Consider the following 23,166-nt stretch of genomic DNA (forward strand, 5'->3'; position numbering starts at 1 on the left):
TCAGGCCCGCAGGCGCACCCCCTCCGGGTCAAACGGCGGCGCGGCCAGGATCTCGGCCCCGTGCGGGCGGCCCAGCACCATGACCTGCACCCGGTCGCCCGGCTCGGCCATGCCCGCCTTGACGAAACCCAGCGCAAGGCTGCGGCCGACCGAGTAGCCGTAGCCACCCGAACTGACGCGCCCCACGCCCTGCCCGCCGCGAAAGATCGGCTCGCCCCCGGTGGCATCGGCACCCGAGGCGATGACCGCGTCCTCGTCCAGCGCCAGGATCACTATCGTCTCGCGCGCCGGCAGGTCGATCACCTTGAGCAGCGCGTCCTTGTTGAGGAATTCCTTGTCCAGCTTGCACAGCCGCGCCAGACCCACCTCCTGCGGCCAGTACTCGGGCGAATACTCGCGGCTCCACGAGCCATAGCCCTTTTCGAGGCGCAGGCACATCAGCGCCCGGCTGCCCACCGGGCCGATGCCCATGCCCTGCCCCTCGGCCAGCAGCGCCGCGTAGAGCCGCGCCTGGTCCTGTGCCGCGCAATGCAGCTCCCACCCCAGGTCACCGGTAAAGGATACGCGGAGCGCCAGCACCCGCACCCCCGCCAGGTCGATCCAGCGTGACGCCATGAACGGAAACTCCGCCGTCGCCAGCGCGGCATTGGTCAGCCGCTGCAACACCTCGCGCGATTTCGGCCCGGCGACGTTGAAGCCGCACATCGCCTCGGTCATCGACTCGAACGTTGTGCCTTCGGGCAGCGGCACCTGCCGGAAGAACCGCGCATGGTAACGCTCGGCCATGCCCGAACCGATCACCCAGAATTCCTCATCACCCAGCCGCGTGACGGTGAAATCCCCGGCGATCCCGCCCCGCTTGCCGATCAAGGGCGTCAGACAGGAGCGGCCCACGACACGCGGCATCCGGTTGGCAAAGACCGCGTTCAGCCAGGCCTCTGCTCCCGGCCCGGTCACGCGGTACTTGGCAAAGTTCGAGATGTCGATGATCCCGCCGCTGTCGCGCAGCGCCCGCGCCTCGCGCCCCACGCTGTGCCACCAGCCCTGGCGGGTGAACCCGGCGGTGTCGGGCGTCTCGGCGTCGAAATAGGCGGGATGCTCCCAGCCGTAGTTGAGGCCGAACTTTGCCCCCATCGCCTGTTGCGTCTGATAGACGGGGCGTGTGCGGACGGGGCGGCCGGCCTCGCGCTCCTCTCCCGGGAAATGGATGGAAAAGCGGTGCGCGTACTGGTTCCTCACCCGCGCCTTGGTGAACCGGGAATCCGCCCAGGCGCCAAACCGCGCCATGTCCCAGGGGAACATGTCGTACATCATCTCGCCCTCGACGATCCACTGCGCCGCCATCAGCCCCATGCCGCCCGACTGCGAAAAGCCGGGGATGATCCCGTTGCAGCAGAAATAACCCGGCAGTTCCGGCACCGGCCCCATCAGCACGTTGGCGTCGGGCGACCAGATCATCGGCCCGTTGATCACCCGCTTGATCCCCGCCGTGCCGACCACCGGCACCCGGTCGATGGCGCGCAGCATGTTGGCTTCGATCCGCTCCAGGTCATCGGCGAACAACTCATGCGCAAAGTCGAGCGGCGTGCCGCCCTCGGCCCAGAGCCGCACGTCGCGCTCGTAGGCGCCGATCAGCAGGCCCTTGCCCTCCTGGCGCAGGTAATACTCGCCGTCGCGGTCCGCGACCGACGGCAGGCGGCGGGTCATGGCGGCGATCTGGGCAATCGTCTCGGTCACGAAATACTGGTGCTCGGTCGGTTGCAGCGGCAGCGTCAGTCCCGCCAGTGCCGCCACCTCGCGGCCCCAGAGCCCGGCGGCGTTGACCATCCAGGGCGTGGCGATGTCGCCCTTGGGAGTGCGCACGATCCACGACCCGTCCGCCTGCCGTTCGGTCGCGGTGACGGGGGTAAAGCGGTGGATCTCCGCCCCGCGCGCCCGCGCCCCTGCCGCGTAGGCCGCCGTCACGCCGGAGGGATCGACGTTGCCGCCGTCGGGCTCGTACATGATGCAGCGGATGCCGTCGAAATCCACCAGCGGGTGCAGGCGTTCGGCCTCATCCCGGCTGACCTCGTGAAAGTTCATGCCGTAAAGCTTGGCCTTGGCCGCCTGTAGCCGCAGCTGGTGCTCGCGGTTCTGGGTCTGCGCCAGGTACAGGCTTCCGGGCTGGAACACCCCGCAGCTTTGCCCCGTCTCGGCCTCCAGCTCCTTGTAAAGCCGCATGGTGTAGTGTTGCAGGCGTGAGATGTTGGTGCTGTCATGCAGCCCGTGGATGTTCGCCGCCGCATGCCAGGTCGACCCGGAGGTCAGCTCGTCGCGCTCCAGCAGGACAACCTCGGTCCAGCCGAGCTTGGCCAGGTGGTAGAGAATCGAACATCCGATGACGCCGCCGCCGATGACGACGGCCTGTGCATGGCTCCGCATGGGGTCCTCCGCAGAATTGACCTCCAGCCTGCACCGCGGCCGTGACGCCGAATTGCCCGTTCCCGACACGTCGCGTCGCCGTGGTGCAAGTCATGCGGGCTTGTTCTCTTTTCAAATACGCAAAAATCACCCCGTCGCGCAGGGAGCGCCAGCCATGAAATCCACCACCCGCGTTGTCGTGATCGGAGGCGGCGTCGTCGGCGCTTCGGTCCTCTACCACCTGACGAAACTGGGCTGGTCGGACGTGATGCTACTGGAACGGTCAGAGCTGACCTCCGGCTCCACCTGGCACGCGGCGGGCGGGTTCCACACGCTGAACGGCGACACCAACATGGCCGCCCTTCAGGGCTACACCATCCGCCTCTACCGCGAGCTGGAAGAGCTGACCGGCATGTCCTGCGGGCTGCACCATGTCGGCGGCATCACCCTGGCCGACAACAAGGACCGCTTTGACATGCTGCTGGCCGAGCGGGCCAAGCATCGCTACATGGGGCTGGAGACCGAGATCGTCGGCCCCGAGGAAATCCGCAAGATGGCGCCGATCGTCAACACCGACGGCATCCTCGGCGCGCTGTACGATCCGCTCGACGGGCACCTCGACCCCTCGGGAACGACCCACGCCTACGCCAAGGCCGCGCGCATGGGCGGGGCACAAATCCACCTGCATACCAAGGTGTTGGAGACCAACCCTCGCCCCGATGGCACCTGGGACGTGGTGACGGACAAGGGCACCATCCACACCGAACACGTCGTCAACGCCGGCGGCCTCTGGGCGCGCGAGGTCGGCGCCCTGGCGGGCGTCTACCTGCCGCTGCACCCGATGGAACATCAGTACCTGGTGACAGAGGAAACCCCCGAGATCTACGAGCGTGACACCGAACACCCCCACGTCATGGACCCGGCCGGCGAAAGCTACCTGCGGCAGGAGGGGCGCGGCCTCTGCATCGGCTTTTACGAACAGTTCTGCCGGCCCTGGGCGGTCAACGGCACGCCTTGGGATTTCGGCCACGAACTGCTTCCCGACGACTTTGACAAGATCGAGCACAGCATTGAATTCGCTTACAAACGTTTCCCGGTACTGGAGCGTGCGGGGATCAAGTCCGTCATCCACGGCCCCTTCACCTTTGCCCCGGACGGCAACCCGCTGGTCGGGCCGATCCCGGGGATGCGCGGCTACTGGTCGGCCTGCGGCGTCATGGCCGGGTTCAGCCAGGGCGGCGGCGTCGGCCTGATGCTGGCGCAGTGGATGGTGCACGGCGAATGCGAACGCGACCCGCGCGCGCTGGACGTGGCCCGCTTTGGCGACTGGACCTCGCCCGGCTACACCCTGCCCAAGGTGATCGAGAACTACCAGACGCGGTTCTCCGTCAGCTACCCGAACGAGGAAAAGCCCGCCGCGCGGCCCAACCGCACAACGCCGATGTATGACATCTTTGACCGCATGGGCGCGGTCTGGGGCCAGCAATACGGGCTGGAGGTGATCAACTACTTCGCCGAAGAGGGCGAACCGCGCTACGAAACGCCCTCCTTCCGCCGCTCCAACGCTTTCGAGGCGACGCGGCGCGAGGTCATGACCGTGCGCCAGGTCGCCGGCATCAACGAGGTGCACAACTTCGGCAAGTACCGGGTCAGCGGCCCGAACGCGCGCGCCTGGCTGGACCGGATCATGGCCGGGCGGATCCCGAAACCCGGGCGGCTGGCGCTGAACCCGATGCTCGCGCCTTCGGCGCGGATCATCGGCGATTTCACCGTCAGCTGCCTGAGCGAGACCGAGTTCCGCCTGACCGCCTCCTACGGCGCGCAGGCCTGGCACATGCGCTGGTTCCTGCAACATGCAGAGCCTGGCGTAACCATCGAGAATATCAGCGATACCTCCACCGGCTTCCAGATCGCCGGGCCGAAGGCGCGCGAGATCCTCCAGGCCTGCACGCGGGCCGATGTGGCGGCGATGCGCTTCATGGACGTGGCGCGGATGACCGTGGGCATGACAGATTGCCTGGTGCAGCGGGTCTCTTACACCGGTGACCTCGGATACGAGATCTTCTGCGATCCGATGGCGCAGCGGCAGCTGTGGTCGGTGCTCTGGGCCGCCGGCGAACCGCTGGGCATGAAACCTTTTGGCATGCGCGCGATGATGAGCCTGCGGCTGGACAAGTTCTTTGGCTCCTGGGGGCGCGAGTTCTCGCCGGACTATACCTCCGCCGAAACCGGGCTGGACCGCTTCATTTCCTGGGACAAGGCGGAGTTCATCGGCCGCGAGGCGGCGCTGGCGGAACGTGCCGCACCGCCGAAACGGACGCTGGCGGTTTTCAAGGTCGAGGCCGAGGATGCCGATGTTCAGGCCTATGAGCCGGTCTGGATCGACGGCAAGGTCGAAGGCTTCTGCACCTCGGGCGGTTTCGCGCATTTCACCGGAACATCTGTCGCCATGGCCTTGATTCCCCATGATAAAGCTCTGTCCGGCCTGGAAGCGGAGATCGAGATCCTGGGCCAGAGGCGGCGCGCGACCCTGATCACCGAACCGCTGTTCGACGGCGACGGCGCGCGGATGCGGGGGTGATGCGGCACCCGCAATGACGCGCCGCAGCATCTTGCTGGATACAGCAAATGCTGTGCGTAAAGTTGCGCATCCGGAGCAAGAAATGACACAAGGTTGCGCAACCTGTGCTATCGTCTGCGCCATGCTGGATATTGCGATTCTCATCCCCGCCGCAGGCGCCTCTTCCCGGATGCGCGGACGTGACAAACTGGTCGAGGAGGTCGACGGCACGCCGCTGTTGCGCCGCCAGGCGCAGCGCGCCATGGCGACCGGGGCCCATGTGGCCGTCACCCTGCCGGCCCATGACCATCCCCGCGCCGCTGTGCTGGCCGGTCTGCCGGTGCAGGTGATCGAGGTGCCCGACGCCGATCAGGGCATGTCCTCGTCTATCCGGCGCGGCGTCGGTCACTTGCCGCGGGACATCAAGGCGCTGCTGATCCTGCCCGCCGACATGCCCGAGATCGAAACCGCGGACATCCGCAGGCTGATCGACGGGTTTTCCGCCATGCCGATCCCGATGTTGCAACAGGCCACCGCCGAGGACGGCACGCCGGGTCATCCGGTGCTGTTCCCCAGGGATTGTTTCATGTCGCTTCAGACTCTCACCGGAGACAAGGGCGCGCGCGACATCCTGCGGGACAACGCCCACCGCGTGCGGTTTGTGCCGCTTCCGGGCCGCCGCGCGCTGACCGATCTGGACACCCCCGAAGCCTGGAGCGCCTGGCGCGAAACGCAGCAGGCCTGCCTGACCGGCTGACCACCGCCATCCGGCCGCGAGACGCCCGCCTAATGCAGGCAGGCGTGTTTCTGCACGATCCGGCGGACGGACGCGCCCACGAATTCGCGTTTCGACCAGACCTCGCAGACCTGGGCGGCCTGTGCCTTGGCGTACATGAAGGGCGAGGGAAAATCGCTGACCAGCACAACAGGAATGCGGCACATCCGGCTGTCTGCGGTCATCTCGGCCAGCAGGTCGATCCCCATGCCATCCGGCAAGGCGTTGTCGAGAAACAGGATACTGACGTTGCGCTCGGCCAGCCGGGCGCGCGCCTCGGTCAGGGTGCGGGCCACCACCAGCGGCATGTCTGGACAGGTCCTGGCAAGGACACGCCGCATCATGCGGCGGTCGAATTCCACGTCATCGACGATCAGGCAGACATTGTCCCGTGACATGCACGCACCCCAAGCAGTTTCGCCTGCACACTGGCACCGCAGGCTTACCAAAAGGTAAAGCTGCGCATTTGCCTCAAGTCGTAACCCATTCACGAAAAACATGAAAACGGGGCGACCATGGGGCCGCCCCGTTTCCGTTGTCTCCGGTCCGGGCGCAAGGGTCTTTGCGCCGGAACGGGGCTGCATATTCCGTTCCGGCAAGGCGCTCAGTTCGTGAGCAGCGCCGCCTCGTGCTTTTTCAGCGAGCGGCGGGCCGAGGCATAGGCCTTGATCCCTTCGGCGTGCTCAAGCTCGGGGAACAACTCGAGGATTTCCTGCCGCTGCGCGTTGCCGATGCCCTTGAGGCTGTAGTCGCCGGGCTGGAAGCTTTCGGTCCAGGCGCCGTTCGACAGGATCACCTCATGGCTGTCGAACATCACGTGGATGTAGGCCACGCCGTTGACCTCGACCTCGTCCACACCGTCGAGCCCGACCAGGTGCTTGGCCGCGACCAGGACTTCGCGCTCTTCGAAGTAGAGCGCGGTCTTGTCGTTGGCCACCAGCACGCGGTGGTTCGGCGACACCAGCATGTCATGCTCGGGGAGGTTGTTCCCCAGCGCGCCCTGCTGGATCAGGATCGGCTTGAAGTGCGGCTTGCGCGCCAGGTCAAAGCCGGTCAGGTCCTTGCGGCCGACCCACTTGATCTCCTGGATGCCGTTGTCGCGGGTGATCACCCGGTCGCCGACCTTGAGATCCTCGACCAGCCGTTCGCCTCCGGGGGTGGCGATCAGCGTGCCGGGGGTAAAGCAGGGCACGATTTCCTCGATTTCGAAGAAATCCATCGTGCCGGTCACGTCGCCCGCGGCGTTCAGGAACTCGATGGTGCCGTCGATGCCGTTGCCGTTGCTGTCGGTCACCGTGTTGACGATGCGCCAGTCGACGTCCTGCGCGCCGACTCCGGACAGGTCGAGGATGTCGTAGTCCTGGTTCGGCGGATCCTCGGGGTTTGCCTGATCGACGAAACCGCCCGAACCGCCGTCGACGGTGTCGCCGATCCCATGCGCCGCGCTGTCGACGATGATCACGTCGCGGTCGGACCCGCCCATGATGCTGTCCATGCCGGCGCCGCCGTTCAGGGTGTCGTTGCCCTGCCCGCCCATCAGCACGTCATCGTCGCCGCCACCCATCAGGAGGTCATCGTCGATGCCGCCGTCCAGCGTGTCGTTACCCGATCCGCCCATCAGCGTGTCGTCGTCGTCGCCACCGATCAGCAGGTCGTTGCCAAGGAAGCCCTGGAGCAGGTCGCGGTCGTTTTCGGTGTTGGGGTCGATGTCGTCGGTCAGTTCCAGCGCCGCAACGTTGGAGCCGTCGAGCGTGTCGTTGCCCTGCCCGCCGTCCAGCGTGTCCGAGCCGTGCCCGCCGATCAGCAGGTCATCGCCCTGGCCGCCCATGATGAGGTCGTCGTCGATGCCGCCGTCCAGCGTGTCGTTGTCGCCGCCGCCGTCGATGGTGTCACGGTCATCGCCCGTGGCGATGTAGTCGTTGCCCAGGTTGCCCTCGACATAATCGCGGCCGTCCTCCTGGTTCGGGTCGCGGGTAAAGCCGAGACCGTTCAGGACGGTGCCGGGCGCAAAGGCCGGATCGTCGCCTTCGTAGTCCGAGAAGGTGTCGGTGCCGGCGATGATGCTGTCGTCGCCCGAGCCGCCATAGATCGTGTCGGCGCCCTGCACGTCAAACACGGTGTCGTTGCCGCCGCCCAGGTAAACCAGGTCATTGTCGATGCCCGGCCGCACCACGTCGTCGCCGCCGCCGGCGCGGATGGTGTCGGCGTCGTCGCCGGTCTCGATGGTGTCGGCCCCGCTGGTGCCGGTGATGTCGTCGAGGTCGTCCAGCGGATCGGGATCCTCGTCAAGCCCGTCCAGCGGGTCCAGCCCCTGCAACGAAGGATCGACCGGAAACACGTCGGTGTCGATGCGCGGAACGCCGTCGTCCTCGGTCACGGTGACGGTGATCACGCCGGTGTCGCTGCCGCCGTCGGGGTCGACCAGCTGGTAGGTAAAGGTGTCGGTGCCGATGAAACCGGGGTTCGGCGTGTAGCTGACGGTGCCGTCGCCGTTCAGGACGGCGGTGCCGTTGGACGGGTCGGTGATGCTGCCCACGGTCAGCAGCGCGTTGTCGCCGTCCGGGTCGTCATCGTTGGCCAGCGGCACGATCGTGACGGTTGTGTCTTCGTCGGTGGTGGCGCTGTCGTCGAAGGCGGTCGGCGGGATGTTGGCGGGCGGCGTCACCGTAAAGGTGATCGTCGCCGTATCCGTCGAGGTGCCGTCGGTGATCGTGTAGGTGATCGTGTCGGTGCCGGTGAAACCGGCATTGGGGGTGTAGGTCACGGTGCCGTCGCCGTTCAGCATGGCGGTGCCGTTGGTCGCCGGGGTGATGCCGGTCACGGTCAGCGGGTCGCCATCCGGGTCCGTGTCGTTGCTGGTCGGGTCAAGCGTGACCGGCGTGCCGACAGTGGTGGAGACAGCGTCGTCCACCGCGTCCGGGCTGCCGTCCTCGACGTCGACGGTCGAGAACGCGACGTCGGAAATGATCACGCCCTGCTGGCTGACGCCACCGTTGGCGTGTTCGATCCGGATGCTGGACACCGGACCCGCGATCTCGACCAGGACCGAGGTGGTCGCATCCTCGAATCCGGTCTCGGCCGAGCCGGTCAGGTTGCCCGCGGTGTTCGTCACGGCCGACCCGAGCGTCAGGGTGACCGGCACCGGATTGCCGCCCGCGTCCAGTGCGACAACGCGGACGATGTCCTCAAAGCCGCCGCCGGCCTCGAACAGGTCGCCGCCGGCGCCGGTGTCGATGTCGTTGATGCGGAAGGACACGTTCTGCACGCTGTCGGTGTAGAGCGAGGAGTCGGTCGAGCGGAAGTCGAAGGTCGCAACCGAGGTGTCGGAAGGTGCGGCCTCGCCGTCGTCGAACAGCTTCAGGAAGGAGTTCGACGGAAAGGGTTCACCCGGCGCCACGTACCCCGGTGCGTTGAAGGTAAACGCCGAAGCCCCGGCCGCCAATGCGTCGTAGGAAATGTCGACGGCCACGCCGCCGGTGTCCACCGTGGCGGAAACGCCGCCGTTTCCGTCCACCAAGGTCGATCCGAACGGACCCAGTGCACCCCAATTCAATACCAGATCAGCCATGTTCGACCCTCTTTCACTCCAATATCAGGGGCATGCCCCTGCGCTTGCGCGCCGACAATGCGCGCAGCACTGCCCGTTCATCCGCGTGCCCGGCATGCCTGTCGAATTGCGAAGTGTTCGCGTCGCCTCTTGCCCACGGCTTGCGTGAACGAAGAACTCCATCGCGGCATGGACGGATTCTCCGTCCTCGCTTCACTTCGCATCTCAATGGATACGAGCTGTTCAGCGGCCGCCCCCGTGGCCAGCAGTCTTCACCCCCCAGATGGGCTTGCAGAAATTAATACTTTGAAGCCATTCGTCCGGGAAGGAGAAAATGGCATAAACGCGTCACCGGCTGCCATGTTAACGCCGGATTTACCACGAATTGTGGCACAGTCCGGCAGCCCGCAGCTGTCCATTCGGCGCGATCCGGAAACACTCTCCTGCTACATCTGGTAGGTTTTCGCCGCGTGGGCCCCACCAGAGGCAATCGCGGCAAGATGACCCACGACACTGTTCCGGATCGGGCAACAATCCCGCCCCCAACGGTTGCCCAGATTGGCCGGCCCGCGCCCGGGGGCATTGTGGCAGGAACTGTCCAAGCGCGCTCACCAATCCGGCAACCTCTGCGGGATTGGCCAAGCCAGGGACCCGAATTCGCTGAGACAATGGTGAACGGGACGCGAATCATTCGAGACAAAACCGGATCGAATCCGACGCACCCGCGTCTTTCCGGCCGCGACACAGCAATTCTGCGGAATTGCCCTAGTTTGGCGCCCGCGCATGGGTATCGTTCCGGCATGCCCTATTCCGATCTGCCGCCCCAAGCCTTCTGGCGCTCCTGCCGCGAAACCGCCGATTTCCGGCTGGACGCGCTCTATGCGCCCAGGGTGCGCCTGACGCCCGGAATGCGGCTGGCCACGGCGGGCAGCTGCTTTGCCCAGAACATCGCGACCCACGTGCGCGCCTCGTCCCTGCACCTGGTCGAGGCCGAGCCCGCCCCCGCGCTGATGCCGCCCGAAGTCGCGCGCCGATATGGCTACGGCCTCTTTTCGGCGCGCTACGGCAATGTCTACACCGCACGCCAGCTGCGCCAGCTGCTGGAGGATGCCGAGGACGCGGCCCTGCACGAAGAGGCGTTCTGGACCCGTCCCGACGGCCGCTGGATCGACGCGCTTCGCCCGAATGTAGAGCCGGAGGGCTTTGCCAGCCTCGAAGAGGCCTGCGCCTTTCGCCGCGATCACCTGCGCCGGGTGCGGGCGATGTTCGACGCGATGGATGTCTTTGTCTTTACCCTGGGCCTGACCGAATGCTGGGCGGACCGGGCGACAGGCCGGGTCTTTCCCGTCGCCCCCGGCGTGCTGGGTGGCAGCTATGACCCGGCCCGGCACGTCTTTGTCAACCAGGGGATCGCCGAGGTCCACGAGGACCTGACCGAGGCCATCGCCCGGATGCGCCGCTGGGCGCCGGGGCTGAAGGTGCTGCTGACCGTCTCGCCGGTGCCGCTGACCGCCACCGCCTCGGGACAGCACGTTCTGACGGCAACGACCTTGTCCAAATCCGTGCTGCGTGCCGTCGCGGGGGACCTGGCCGCGCGCGATCCCGACATCGACTACGTGCCCTCCTACGAGATCATCACCGGCACGCCGTTCCGGTCGCGGTTCTACAACGACAACCTGCGCACCGTCACCGCGGAGGGGGTCCAGACCGTCATGTCGGTGTTCTTCGGCGCGCATCCGGCGTTGGGGGGCGTGCCGCGTCCGGACAACCTGCACGCCCTCCCCGCCGCAAGGCTGGACGAGGACGGCGGCGACATCTGCGAAGAGGCGCTGCTGGACGCCTACGCGGAGCCGCGCCCGTGAAGATCCTCCTGATCGGCAATTCCCATGCCGCGATGCTGATCGCCGCCCACCGCGCCGATCCGCGCGGCGAGACGCTGACCGTCTTTGCCAAGCCGGGGCTGGAGGCGGACGATATCGTCCTGGACGGCCCGGTCCTGCGCGCCGCCTCACCCGAGATGACGGAGCGGCTGGTCCTGCTGGGCACGCCGCCGCAGGTGGACCTGGCGCAGGCCGACGCCGTGGTGATCGCCGGGCTGGCGCCCTCCGTCTTTGCCGCTGTACGCTTGGCGCAGGGGCACAGCGTCGTCGGCTGGCCATCGGGTCAGGCAGCCATGGCGCGCGCTTTGCAGCCCGACGTCGCGGCGCCGAAACGGCCCTTGATGAGCCGCGCCGCCTACCGCGCGGCGCTGGCGGCGCTGACGGAAACCTCGCTAGCCGCCCGGCTGTTGCGTGGCCTGAGGGCGGTTTCGGACGCGCCCGCCGTCTTTGTGCCGCAGCCCTACCCCTCCGAGGCGGTGCTGACCACCGATGGCAAGTACCCGGTGTTCCGTCGCATCGCGCAGGGCGGCGACGGCGGCGCGCTGGCCGAGGACCTGGCCGGGGCACATGCCGCCGTGCTGGGCGCCCTGCCCGGCGTCACGGTGCTGTCGCAGCCCGCCGACACACTGCGCCACGGCTGCCTGACCGCCGAGGGCTGCATGCGCGCCGCGCCCCGCCTCAGCGACAGCTCGCAGCAGGACGTGGGCGACGTGCTGCACGGCAACGCGGCCCTGGGCGCGCAGTTGCTGTCCGGGATTCGCGCCGCGCTGGACTGAGGCGTCCGCGCGCCGACATCGACAAGGCCCCTCAAATCCTCCGGAATTACCCGACCGACCCAAAGGCCGAATTAAGAAACGACCGTCACCGTCTGTCCCGTGTTAGGACAGGAGGTGGGACTTGGGCACGCCCATTGTCATTCTGGCCGGTCAAAGCAACGCTGGCCGGATCTCAAGCGAAGTCGTCGATGCGCTGGACACGGCCTACGGCGCCGGTAACTACGTGCTGGTCAAGGCCTGGGCGTCGGGCGCGCCGCTGACCAGCGCGCGGGACGGCAAGGACGACTGGGAAACGCCTGGCGAATTGCGCACGCGCATCGTCGATGACACCGCTTCGGCCTTGCGGGCCACGCCGGACGGCTATGTCGCCGGGATCATCTGGGTGCAGGGCGAAGGCGACACCGACAGTTCCGGCACGCCGTCGGACTACGTCGCCGACTTTCGCGCGCTCTTTGCCGAGGTGCGGGCCGGGGTCGCCGCGCAACTGCCCGGCCGCGCCACGGGCATCGACACCGCGCCGATCGTCATCTCGGGCCTGTCGAGCAACGCCCCGGCCGCCGCCACGCGGCAACACTGGGGCGCGATCCAGTCCGAACTGATCCGCCTCGGCGCCGAGGACCCGGGCATCGTCACCGTGTCGCCCGACGCGCTGGCCACGGCGGCGGGCCTCGCCGGCAGCCAGATGTTCACCGACGGGTTGCATTACTCCGACGCCGCCAGCATCGCCCTGGCCGAGGGGCTGGTGGCTGCGCTGCGGACGCTCACCGCGATCGGCTCTGCCGGGGCGGACAGGCTGGTCGGCACCCCCGGCAGCGATGTCTTTGTCGTCGATCACCCCGGTGACACCATCATCGAGCCCGAGAACGGCGGCATCGACCTGGTGCAGTCCTCGATCTCCTTTTCGCTGCGCGACTACGGGCTGGTGCTGGAGAATTTGACCCTGACAGGGCGCGGCAACATCAATGGCACCGGCAACGGGGTGAACAACATCCTGACCGGCAACGCCGGCAACAACCTGCTGAACGGCGCCTGGGGGGACGATGTGCTGTACGGCATGGCGGGCGACGACACGCTGCAGGACACGCGCGGCAACGACACGCTGGTGGGTGGTCCGGGCAACGATGTCTACCATGTCGACTCCGAGCTGGACGTGGTGATCGAACGGGCCGGCGAAGGGCATGACCTGATCCATTCCTCGGTGTCCTTCCGGCTCTGGGCGGACGCGCCGGAGGTCGAGGACCTGATCCTCACCGGCAGCGCGGCGATCGACGGCATCGGCAACGGTCTGGACAACCGGCTGATCGGCAACGGCGCCGCCAACCGCCTCGACGGCGCGCGCGGCCGGGACTGGCTGGAGGGCGGCGGCGGCGACGACACGCTGATCGGCCAGGCGGGTGCCGACACCCTGCTGGGTGGCGCCGGCGATGACCAGTTGCACGGCGACCAGGTGGGCGGTGCCACCATGACCTACGCCTGCGGCCAGGCCTTCCGCCTCTACCAGGCGACGCTGGACCGGGCGCCGGATGCGAAAGGTTTCTACTACTGGTCGGAGCAGCTGCAGGCGGGCGCGAATTTCTTCGACGTGGTCGGCGGGTTCGTCACCAGCCCCGAGTTTCGCGCCGTCTACGGCCCGCTCAGCGACGCCGATTTCGTCGAACTGCTGTACAACAACGTGCTGGACCGCGCCTCGGACGCCAGCGGCAAGACGGTCTGGATGGGGCACCTGGCCAATGGCCAGTCGCGCGAATACGTGGTGACCCACTTCGCCGAAAGCCCGGAATTCCGCGCCATGACGGCTGGTACGCAAGAGGCCTGGATCCGTGCGCGCGGCGTGGATGACATCCTGGACCCCGGCGCGGGCAACTCCACGCTGACCGGGGGCGAGATGTCGGACACCTTCGTGTTCCGCCCGGACTCGGACGGCAGACACGTGGTGCAGGATTTCGAATGCTGGGACACGCTGGACCTGCGCGGTTTCGGCTATGCCGACGTCTCCGAGGCGCGCGCGCATTTCCTGCAAACGGGCAATGACCTGGTCTTTGCCGACGAGGGCGTGACCGTGGTGCTGCAAGGCACCACGATGACCGAGGTGTCGGACCTCGCCCTGATGGTCTGAGCGCTGCCCCTGGTGGCGGGTGCCAAGGCCTTTCGAAAGGCCTTGGACAACGCACTTGCAAGCGCGTTTTGAAAGCGGTTTGCAAACCGCTTGACCCAAGCCGCTTCGAAGCGGCTTGGCGCCCGGTCCATCCGCCCCGCCCTGATCCGGCAGGCGCGCCCGCAGGACCTGGCGGATGCGCAGCAGATCCCTTTCGCCCGGCGACATTAGATCAGCGACATGGTCATCCGCTCGCGCGATGCGAAAGAGGACGGGGCGGTGCCAACCTGCCAATCGGTCTTCAGCCCCATCTCCACCAGCTGCGGTGCTGCCCCGCTGCCCGCACCGGGCCGCTTGAAGGTCCCCGGGCCAGCCGCAGGCGGGCGGTCTTGCCCGCGCCTCGACAAAACCGTCGAGGAATTGCGACACCCACACCTGCAGGACCGCCGCCGCGACCTCGGACAGCAGGTGGATGAGCGGGGGCTGTGCGGGCGGTGGTGTCCGGCGTGGCCGACCCGGCCGTTCACGATGCCATGTGGCAGTGCACCGCCTGCGCCGCCCGGCGTCCGCGCCGCGCGGGATGCTCACCGGCTTGTCGCAATGGCGCTTGTGCGCGCCCAGCTTGCCATTTGGGATCCTCGACCAGTTCCATCTCGGCCGCCACCTTGGACACCAGCGCCAGCGCCCTCTCGGCGGTCGTGTCGATGGCCTTGCGCTCCAGCCTTAAACGGTGATGAGGTTGCCCTGATACTCGCGCGCGGCCTTCACTTCGGCGCGCCACACCTGCCAGCTGCCGAGGCCTATGTGTCCCGGTTTCTTGACCGGCACCACGGGCAGCGGAGTCGCGTCGAATCCGGGCGTGAAGGGCATCCGCTGGTCCAGGACCTTTTCATGGATGTCGGCACGGCGGTCGATATCCTCGATCCCGATCGTTATTCGACCTGCATTCCACGATCCCGCGCCCGCAGACACAGCCGAGGGAAGGATCCCCGACGACAATCACCCGCACCCAGCCGGAGGAGCACACGTGCCCCACCGCGTGGCCAATCTGGTTGAACGGCTTTTCCAGCTTCGCCGAGGTGCTATGGACGTCACCCGCAATGCACAGCGTCATCTGTTCGCGCAGGTCCGCCGCCTTTGCGCAGGTGCAAGGCGTGTGCAGCGCCGGGACCCGCCGCAGTGCCTGCGGGCCAAAGCGGCTGCCCGGGACCGTGGCCTCAGAATCGCCCACCTCTTTCCCGTCTTCGGCGCAGGTCGCGCCGGGAAAGCTGTTGATCCCCGCGCAATGCACCAGCGCGCCCCGCGCGGAGATCGGGATAGACTTGTCCTCGATCCCGTGGGCCCCGGTCAGGCCGATGTGCCGCGCCAGCGGCGCCCCTCCTTCCGGCTGCCCTCGGGCAAGTCGACCTCGACCGTCAGGCTGCGCCAGCCTTGCCGGCGGGACAGGTCCGGATGGTGCGCGCCGCACGGTGTGGCACGCGTCCGCCGGGTGGGACCTTCTGGCGCCGCTCCCTTTTCGGGTTGGGTCAGCCCGGGGCCGCCTGCGTGGTCTCCGGCAGAACATAATGGATGCGGTGCGCCTCCCAGGCTTCGGGCGGCTCGAGCTTGCGGGCGAGATTGTCCAGCACGTCCTGCGGCACCACGGCCTCGCGGTCGCGATTCTGGCGCGACAGGCGCGTGGGCGGCACCTCCAGGTAGACGATCTCGACCCGGGCGCCATAGGCGCGCGCCAGCGACAGCGGCTTGGCGCGGACCTGCCGGGTGATGTTGGTGGCGTTCCAGACAAAGTCCCGCCCGACGCGCAGGTGCTCCCTGGCGCGTTCGCGCGCGGCCTCGATCACCGTGCCCTGATTGCCGGTTGGGCTGACGCCCATCTCGTCGCGCAGGGCATCCAGGCTGATGACCGGGACGCCGGGCATATGCGTGCCGATCCAGGTGTCCTTGCCCGATCCCGGCAGGCCCGACAGCAGCGTGACGGTGCATTTCGGCTCTTCCCAGGCGGCGAAGTGCGGATCGCGGTCGTCCCGCTCGAAAAAGGCGACGCGGCTTTCGTCGTTGGCAAAGGCGAAAGGCTGCGCCAGGCACTCCTGCTCGGCAAACATCTCGCGCGCCAGGTCCGCGTTCATCACGATGTTGTCCACGTCCTCGGCGATGCGCCCGCGTGCATCGGCCCGGGCGTGCAGGCACAGCAGGTCCGGCCGGCAACACCAGGACAGGCGGATCGCTTCGCGCGCCGGGTCGTCCCGCTCGATCAGCCAGAACGGCACCTGGTGGACGGCGATCAGACCGCACAGCGCCTCGCGCCAGTCGAACGGCGCCTCGAGGTCGCGCAGCAGGGACCGCGCCATCAGGGAGCCCCGGCGCGAATGGCCGGGGGCCTTGATGCGGCCGTCCTCGGTGACGGTGGTGCCGGGCTTGCCCACGTCGTGCAGGACGGCGGTCCAGAACAGCAGGTCCCGGTCCGGATCGGGCAAGGCGCGCCAGTCCGGATCGGCGACCAGCGCCTCCAGCACCATGCGGGTATGCGTGCCCACGTCGCCCTCGCCATGGTGGACGGGGTCCTGCGGGCAGGCATCCAGCGCCCGAAGCTCGGGCCAGAGCATGCGGATGGCGGCCCAGTCGAGCCGCCAGTCCGGCGCCGCGGGAACCAGCGACAGCAGGTCAGAGAAGACGAGACCACGCATCACACCCCCTCCGCGTCATAGGCGCCGGGCAGGCCCAGCACATCGGCAAAGATGTCGACACCCTCGGCCAGCCCGTTTTCCAGGATCGGCCGGTCATGCCAATGCCCGTCCGACGCCTCGATCGCCTGCTTGAAGCCCGCGCGCACGTATTTGTAACGCTCGGCCACCACGCCGTCTCGCTCCAGCTTGACATACAGCCCTTCGGCCAGGTCGCTGCGCTCGGTCTGCTTTTCGACCATCTCCAGCCGGCTGCCCGAGGCACAGGCCGCGCGCTCCAACGCCGCCTCCCAATCGGGCGTGCGGTAGAGCGACCGGGTGATCAACCCCTCGACCTGCTTGACGCTGTGCAACTCGCCCACGTGCAGGACCGGCACCGGCATGACCGGCAACCCGCCCAGCAGCGCGCGCCGCCCCTCGGTGGAGAGAAAGACGCCGGCGTCGCGGTCATAGACGTCGAACTCCATGAAGTAGTGCGGCAGCGCGTCGTAGAACTGGGTGTGCTTGGCCAGCAGCCATTCGCCGTACATCACGTAACGGCTGCCCAGCCGGTCCCACAGCCGGGGCGCATGGGTCGCGGCCCAGGTCTTGAACAGGCCAAAGTGGCGCTCGCGCCCGCCGCCGGTCAGGTAGTGACCGCGGCTTTGCAGCAGCAGGGTGCCGTCCCGGTCAAAGGAGACGCCGCTGTTCGCGCCGTCGACCTTTTCCTCGACGATCAGCGCCTCACCGGCCAGGTCCTTGAGAGGTTTGTCATCCGCCAGATCGCCCACCTGGAGGCGCGAGCCTTCCAGATGGCGTGTCCGCGGGTATTTCAGAATATCCATTTGTCCATGTCCTGTCGGGGCAGCGCGGGAGATCCCGCGCACCACATGCCACATCGAACCGGCACCAGCCCCCCACAGGGGCGGTGTCGCGGCGGTTCGTATCGGCGTGCGCATTACATGGCGGATCCTCCTTTCGGCCGTCATAGCCGCCCCGGCCGCTCGGGCAAAGTGGGGTTTTCCCGCCCTGCCCCGCACGGATCGGCGAGGAACAACGACTTTGGTAAGGTCTGGTACGGGGGTGCGTTGACGCGGGCATCGAAGTCACCGGGGATGGTGGCCGCGTGTTTCCCGGTGTCCGCTTCGTCCCTGGTCCGCGGCGATCGGGAACAGCCAGACCGATCCCGGCGACAGCCGCAGCGATCCCGGCAGCCGCGGCAGCACCTGCGAACGACCACGCCCAGGAACAGCCGTTGCAAGTCGGCCAGCATGTCCAGCCAGAACAGGGTGTCGCCGGACGGCTTGTCCGGCCCGGTCAGCAGCCGGACGGCGGTGTTCGGCAGGATCGAAGGCGCCGGCAACAACCGGTCCTGCGGGTGGACGGAGAGCCACCTTTCCGAGCCGACCATTTGGGCGGCCCGCGCCGCGATGACAGGCACGGCCACCAGCACCGTGGCCAGAACGGGTCCCGGCTCTTCCATGGTGGACGAGACCAACGCTGCCTCGGCGCCAAGGGCGGTGAAGGCGGCGATCATGTCGGCGTCCGAGGGGGTGATGACGGCGGACAGGCCCCCCTGCCGCAGAATTGCGCCATCCAACGCTCGCGCCAGAAGGCAATGCGGGACGGACAGTTCCAGCAGGTTGACCGGCTTGCCGCCCAGGTCGGTCAACCTGCCTTTGCCCTTGAGGATGACGGTGTCATCGCCGATGGAAAAGCCGCCGCCTCGACCGCTGGGGATCGACGCGCTGCCCCACGCGGGCTACGATGTGACGGGTTGCGCGCTGTGCGGCGCCGGAAAACCGCAGAGTCCGCCACGCCGACAGTCGTACGCCCTTGGGGCCGGCGCGATCCATGACGGGGCGCTGATCCGGGAGGGTCCCGGCATGGATGTTGCCGCCTGTGCCGACCCGCTGCCACGAGATCACCGATATGTACCTCGCGCTGTGCGAGGGTATAGGCGGACAAAGGGCCTTGGAAGGCCCTTGAAAGCGGCTTGCAAGCCGCTTGAACGCTTTTCCAAAAGCGTTCCCGCGCGGGATGGCCAGCGTCCGAAGACGTCCGCTGCATGTCAGTCCAGCGCCGCAGCGGCGGTATGGTGCGGCGGTCGGCCCGTCCCACGCTGCCGTCCCATGGACCAAAGGCATGGACCTGCAAGGACTTGCCGGGGGATCCCGGTTGCGCCACCCCGCCACCGGCCCGGTCGGACCGGTGCGCGCGCTGGACACCTCCGCCCGACCGACACCAAAGACAAAACGCCGGCCATCTCCGCCCGCAGGTGCAGCGCGGCTGGTCATTGGTGCGGTCCATAGCTGCGGGCAATCGCCAAAGTCGGGCGCCGCGGTGGTGTGCTGCGCCGGGTCGGCAAAGACCGGGACCGCCGCGCAGGTGCCGGAAGCCAGACGCACAACAGCAGCGTTCAGCCGAGCAACGGCCGCCGCGATCACCGCGCGCTTCACGACGACTTGAGCAGCGCCGGCGGGCCTGAGCTGTGGGACAGCCGGAACACCGACCTGGCGGCAAGCCAAACGCGACGGCCGCATCTGCGCCAGCAGGAACGGCACCACCCAGGGCATCAGGAAAACAGCGGCCAAAACCACGGCAGCCCCCGCCCCGGTGTCAGCCGCAACGCTGCGCGCTCGACCGCCGTCATACCATGGCCACCCTGCACGGGGTCGCCCCGGTCAGGATCAGAAAAGACGCAGCGCCTCGGGCGGCAGGCGCATTTCCTCCTGCAAGCTTTCGCGCAGCTTGGCCGTCAGCGCCGACATCTGCTCATTCATTCGAAACTTCCGGCGCCTGCGCCAACGCCCGCGCGATGGCGCGGGCAGGCGGACCGCTGACCGATGCAGCCAATCGCCTCGCCGGCCGCCTGGGTCCTGGATACGCCCGATATCTGCAGCGCATGGGCGACGTCGTCACGCACCGTCAGCTACAGAAACCTGGGCAGATTTCCGGAACACCCAGCCGAACTTGCGCCCGTGCGCGGGCAGCCCGGCAGGATCACGCCGCAGGACGGCACCCCTCGCCTCCGGATGAGCATTGCCCAGCACGTCTGGACCGTGGCACCGCCGATCCCGGGCTGTTTCGTGGTCGACATCGGCGACATCGTCGAGACCCGGCCGCGCGGGCGGTTCAGGTCCGCCCGGCACCGCGTCGCGAACCCGGGGCGGGAAAGATACCCCTTTCCCCTGATCTTCGGTCTGGACTACGGTGCCAAAGTGGAGCCGCTGGACAAGTTCCGCCCCCGAGGTCGTGGAGACATATCCGCCCATGAAAGCTGGTGAGCACCTGATGCGCATGTCGAACTATGTCATGGCGGATGCGCGGGCCAAGCGCGCGCTGACGCCCGACGACGAGGTGCCCAAGGGCAACCCCCGCAAGCGCGCCGCGAAAGACCGTGGTTAAGATGCGCGGACACCCCGATTTCGTGCCGAACCCCCTGCCCCGCAGCGCCGCGCTGCCGGGCTTTGACCTGGCGCCCCTGACCCCGGCCGAGGTCGAGGAAGATTTTGCCGCCGTCACGGGATCGGCCCACGTGCTGGAGGGGCTGTTCGGCGACTGGCCGCAGGGCCTGACGCTGGAAGACAACCTCTACGATCTCGCCTGGCACGACCGCGAATTCGATTTGGCGCGCTCCTTCGCGTGGATCGTGCGGGACAAGGACGGCACCTACCTGGGCTGCGCCTACCTCTTTCCCGAGATGGGCCAGCGTGGCACGGCCAACGGCTTTCTCTGGGTGATCGACCACCCCAACCGGCAGGTGCTGATGGACCAGTTGCAGGCCGAGTTGCTGGCCTTCTTCGCCGAACGCCTGCGCCACCCGGTCGTCATTTCCTGGCACCGCCCGCAGGTCTGACCCCCGCCGCCGCATTGCCGCTTGTTCGCCGCGCGCCCGCCTGCGAAAACCTCAGTGGACGATGGGGAGGACGGGCATGACGGATCTGGGAACCTATGACTATGTCATCGTGGGCGCCGGCAGCGCGGGCTGCGTGCTGGCCAATCGTCTCAGCGAGGATCCGGAAACCCGCGTCCTGCTGCTGGAGGCCGGCGGCAGCGACAATTACCACTGGATCCACATCCCCGTCGGCTATCTCTACTGCATCGGCAACCCGCGCACCGACTGGGGCTTCAGGACCGCGCCCTGCGAGGGCTTGCAGGGCCGCTCTCTGCTCTACCCGCGCGGCAAGGTGCTGGGCGGCTGTTCGTCGATCAACGGGATGCTCTACCTGCGCGGCCAGTCGGCGGACTACGATTTATGGCGGCAGATGGGGCTGACCGGCTGGGGCTGGGACGATGTTCTGCCCTACTTCATGAAGTCCGAGGATTACTACGGCGGCGGCGACGCGATGCACGGCGAGGGCGGCGAATGGCGGGTCGAGGAGCCGCGCGTGCGCTGGGAGATCCTGGATGCCTGGAAGCAGGCTGCCATCGCGGCGGGCATCCCCGCCAGCGACGACTTCAACCGGGGCGACAATTTCGGCGTCGGCTATTTCAAGGTCAACCAGCGGTCCGGCTGGCGCTGGAGCACGGCCAAGGGCTTTCTCAAGCCGGTCCGCAGCCGCAAGAACCTGACCGTGATGACCCATGCCCGCGCCGAACGGCTGCTGTTCGACGGCCGCCGCGCCACCGGCCTGCGGTTTCGCCGCGACAACGCCCCCTTTACCGTGCACGCCCGGCAGGAGGTGATCCTTTCCTCGGGCGCGGTGGGCACGCCGCAGATCCTGCAACTGTCCGGAATCGGTCCCGGCGCGCTGCTGCAACGGCACGGGATCGACGTGCTGCTGGACCGCGCAGGCGTCGGCGCGAACCTTCAGGACCACCTGCAGATCCGCTGCGCTTACAAGGTGCAGGGCGCAAAGACGCTGAACACCATGGCGAATTCGCTCTGGGGGCAGGCAAAGATCGGGCTGGAATACCTGCTGACCCGCTCCGGGCCGATGTCGATGGCCCCTAGCCAGCTGGGCGCCTTTGCCTATTCCTCGCCCGACGTGGCGACGCCCGACCTCGAATACCACGTCCAGCCGGTGACGCTGGACGCTTTCGGCCAGCCGCCGCATGATTTCCCGGCGATCACCGCCAGCGTCTGCAACCTGCGCCCCGAAAGCCGGGGGCATGTGCACATCACCTCGCCCGATCCGCTGGCCCACCCCGAGATCCAGCCGAACTACCTGTCGACCGAAGGCGACCGGCAGGTCGCCGCCCGCGCCATCCGTCTGACCCGACACATCATGGCGCAAGAACCGCTGGCAAAATACCGCCCCGAAGAGTTCAAGCCCGGCCCTACCTTCCAGAGCGACGCCGAGCTGGCGGAGGGGGCCGGCATGATCGCGTCGACCATCTTTCACCCGGTCAGCACCGCCCGCATGGGCACGGACGACGCCGCAGTCGTCGATGGCAGGCTGCGGGTCAAGGGGATCGACGGGCTGCGCGTGGTCGATGCCTCGGCCATGCCGCGCATCACCTCCGGCAACACCAATTCGCCCACCATCATGATCGCGGAAAAGGCCGCCGACATGATCCGCGAGGATGCGCGCTTGGCACTGATGGTCTGAAGCGCGTCAGGCGTTCCAGCGCACCTCGCCCAGGTCGGCCACGTCATAGCCGCCATAGGCCGCCGCCTTGTGGCGAAAGGCCTCGCCCTGGCAGAAGGCCATGAACCGCCGCATCGGCGGGTCGAACCAGGCCTTGCGGTCGACCAGAAGGGCAAACTCCTCCTCGACCACCGGCGCGAACTCCAGCCCGTAGCTGCGCGCCACCGCCTCCAGCCCGAAAGCCACGTCCGCCTCGCCCCGCCGCACCGCGCCCACGGCGTCATCCTCGGTGCGGGCGACGGCGGTCAGGGTGACGCGGGACAGATCCAGCCCCTCGGCGCGGGCGAGATCGGCCAGCAGCCCGTGGGTGCCGGATTCCGGCTGGCGCGGGACCATGCGCAACCCGGCCAGGTCGGCCAGCCGTTGCGGTGCCGCCCCGCCGGACGCATAAACCAGCCCCCTGCGGCGCCGGGCAAAGGCGATCAGCACGGCGTTCTGATCCGAGGCCGCCGCGCTCACCGCAGGTACGTTCCAGTCCCCGCGCCGCGCGTCGCGGATGTGCAGGCCGGTGGCCACGCCTTCGCCCCGGACAAACCGCTCCAGCCCGTCCAGCGAACCGTCGAAATAGCTGGCCATGCCGCTGCGCGATTCCCGAATGGCCCAGTCCAGCAGCGGGTCATGGCTGCCCAGAACGACGGCGGGACGATCCACCCTGGCGGCCGCACCCGGCACACCGCCGGACTGCGCCTGCGCGATCCAGGCACGGATCTCGTCCGCCGGGAACAGCAGCTTGCCGGTGGCGCGCGAACAGGGCACCTGACCCGAGGCGGCCAGGTCATAGACCTTGCGTTCCTTCAGGCGCAGCAACTCGGCCAGTTCCTTGACCGTCAGGTATTCGTGATCGGGAAAGGGGGTGTCGGTCATCGCGCTGCCTGTCTC

19 protein-coding genes are annotated in these 23,166 nt (G+C 67.8%); 10 read left to right on the forward strand and 9 right to left on the reverse strand.

The annotated features are described in order from the left end of the window. Complete coding sequence (locus MAA8898_RS03185; protein WP_094019543.1) at positions 1–2,421, reverse strand: GcvT family protein; 2,421 nt, start codon at positions 2,419–2,421, stop codon at positions 1–3. A gap of 154 nt (positions 2,422–2,575) precedes the next feature. Here MAA8898_RS03185 and MAA8898_RS03190 point away from each other — a divergent pair, with 154 nt between their 5' ends. Further along, complete coding sequence (locus MAA8898_RS03190) at positions 2,576–4,981, forward strand: GcvT family protein (protein ID WP_094019544.1); 2,406 nt, start codon at positions 2,576–2,578, stop codon at positions 4,979–4,981. 121 nt (positions 4,982–5,102) lie between these two features. After that, complete coding sequence (locus MAA8898_RS03195) at positions 5,103–5,717, forward strand: nucleotidyltransferase family protein (RefSeq protein ID WP_094019545.1); 615 nt, start codon at positions 5,103–5,105, stop codon at positions 5,715–5,717. A 29-nt stretch (positions 5,718–5,746) separates the two neighbouring features. Here the strand turns inward: MAA8898_RS03195 and MAA8898_RS03200 are convergent, their stop codons facing one another. Continuing rightward, positions 5,747–6,133 carry a response regulator gene (locus tag MAA8898_RS03200; RefSeq protein WP_094019546.1) on the reverse strand — a complete coding sequence of 129 codons (387 nt, stop codon included), beginning with the start codon at positions 6,131–6,133 and terminating at the stop codon, positions 5,747–5,749. A gap of 206 nt (positions 6,134–6,339) precedes the next feature. After that, complete coding sequence (locus tag MAA8898_RS26655; protein WP_094019547.1) at positions 6,340–9,303, reverse strand: Hint domain-containing protein; 2,964 nt, start codon at positions 9,301–9,303, stop codon at positions 6,340–6,342. Positions 9,304–9,447: 144 nt separating this feature from the next. On the opposite strand from MAA8898_RS26655, the gene MAA8898_RS25685 reads away from it, so the two are divergent. The 4 genes from MAA8898_RS25685 to MAA8898_RS03220 all read left to right on the forward strand — a co-directional run bounded on the left by MAA8898_RS25685 (position 9,448) and on the right by MAA8898_RS03220 (position 14,054). After that, a complete protein-coding gene (locus tag MAA8898_RS25685) occupies positions 9,448–9,741 on the forward strand; it encodes a hypothetical protein (RefSeq protein ID WP_141194783.1) in 294 nt (97 codons plus the stop codon). Between the two features lie 341 nt (positions 9,742–10,082). Then, positions 10,083–11,144: a GSCFA domain-containing protein gene (locus MAA8898_RS03210; protein WP_176445052.1), complete on the forward strand. Its 1,062-nt coding sequence runs from the start codon at positions 10,083–10,085 to the stop codon at positions 11,142–11,144. Next, complete coding sequence (locus tag MAA8898_RS03215) at positions 11,141–11,938, forward strand: hypothetical protein (protein WP_094019549.1); 798 nt, start codon at positions 11,141–11,143, stop codon at positions 11,936–11,938. Before MAA8898_RS03210 ends, MAA8898_RS03215 begins: the two co-directional genes overlap by 4 nt. Before the next feature lie 121 nt (positions 11,939–12,059). Next, on the forward strand, positions 12,060–14,054 hold the full coding sequence (locus tag MAA8898_RS03220) for a DUF4214 domain-containing protein (protein WP_094019550.1): 1,995 nt from the start codon (positions 12,060–12,062) through the stop codon (positions 14,052–14,054). 702 nt (positions 14,055–14,756) lie between these two features. Here MAA8898_RS03220 and MAA8898_RS25690 read toward each other — a convergent pair. The 5 genes from MAA8898_RS25690 to MAA8898_RS03235 all read right to left on the reverse strand — a co-directional run bounded on the left by MAA8898_RS25690 (position 14,757) and on the right by MAA8898_RS03235 (position 18,365). Then, entirely contained in the window at positions 14,757–15,032 is a 276-nt protein-coding gene (locus MAA8898_RS25690; protein ID WP_141194784.1) for a hypothetical protein, read from the reverse strand. Further along, positions 14,923–15,597 carry an arginase family protein gene (locus MAA8898_RS27255; protein ID WP_370738610.1) on the reverse strand — a complete coding sequence of 225 codons (675 nt, stop codon included), beginning with the start codon at positions 15,595–15,597 and terminating at the stop codon, positions 14,923–14,925. The genes MAA8898_RS25690 and MAA8898_RS27255 overlap by 110 nt, the downstream gene beginning before the upstream one ends. After that, entirely contained in the window at positions 15,560–16,717 is a 1,158-nt protein-coding gene (locus MAA8898_RS03225) for an AAA family ATPase (protein ID WP_094019551.1), read from the reverse strand. Before MAA8898_RS03225 ends, MAA8898_RS27255 begins: the two co-directional genes overlap by 38 nt. Beyond that, the gene (locus MAA8898_RS03230; RefSeq protein WP_094019552.1) at positions 16,717–17,538 is read right to left on the reverse strand and encodes an RNA ligase family protein; all 822 of its coding nucleotides are present in this window, start codon (positions 17,536–17,538) and stop codon (positions 16,717–16,719) included. The genes MAA8898_RS03225 and MAA8898_RS03230 overlap by 1 nt, the downstream gene beginning before the upstream one ends. 140 nt (positions 17,539–17,678) lie before the next feature. Then, a complete protein-coding gene (locus tag MAA8898_RS03235) occupies positions 17,679–18,365 on the reverse strand; it encodes a hypothetical protein (RefSeq protein ID WP_094019553.1) in 687 nt (228 codons plus the stop codon). A gap of 1,363 nt (positions 18,366–19,728) precedes the next feature. Here MAA8898_RS03235 and MAA8898_RS26145 point away from each other — a divergent pair. From MAA8898_RS26145 to MAA8898_RS03250, 4 genes are all read left to right on the forward strand, one after another. After that, positions 19,729–19,980 (forward strand): 2OG-Fe(II) oxygenase family protein, encoded by a 252-nt coding sequence (locus tag MAA8898_RS26145; protein ID WP_176445053.1) that lies wholly within the window; start codon positions 19,729–19,731, stop codon positions 19,978–19,980. Next, the gene (locus MAA8898_RS27035) at positions 19,967–20,101 is read left to right on the forward strand and encodes a hypothetical protein (RefSeq protein ID WP_281252805.1); all 135 of its coding nucleotides are present in this window, start codon (positions 19,967–19,969) and stop codon (positions 20,099–20,101) included. The genes MAA8898_RS26145 and MAA8898_RS27035 overlap by 14 nt, the downstream gene beginning before the upstream one ends. Before the next feature lies 1 nt (position 20,102). Further along, complete coding sequence (locus MAA8898_RS03245) at positions 20,103–20,552, forward strand: hypothetical protein (RefSeq protein ID WP_094019555.1); 450 nt, start codon at positions 20,103–20,105, stop codon at positions 20,550–20,552. 76 nt (positions 20,553–20,628) lie between these two features. Continuing rightward, positions 20,629–22,248, forward strand: a complete 1,620-nt coding sequence (locus tag MAA8898_RS03250; protein WP_094019556.1) for a GMC family oxidoreductase — start codon at positions 20,629–20,631, stop codon at positions 22,246–22,248. A 6-nt stretch (positions 22,249–22,254) separates the two neighbouring features. Here the strand turns inward: MAA8898_RS03250 and MAA8898_RS03255 are convergent, their stop codons facing one another. Further along, positions 22,255–23,151 carry a substrate-binding domain-containing protein gene (locus tag MAA8898_RS03255; RefSeq protein WP_094019557.1) on the reverse strand — a complete coding sequence of 299 codons (897 nt, stop codon included), beginning with the start codon at positions 23,149–23,151 and terminating at the stop codon, positions 22,255–22,257. Positions 23,152–23,166: the final 15 nt, after the last annotated feature.

Source organism: Antarctobacter aquimaris (genome assembly GCF_900184945.1).
In the GTDB taxonomy this organism is placed as follows: domain Bacteria; phylum Pseudomonadota; class Alphaproteobacteria; order Rhodobacterales; family Rhodobacteraceae; genus Maliponia; species Maliponia aquimaris.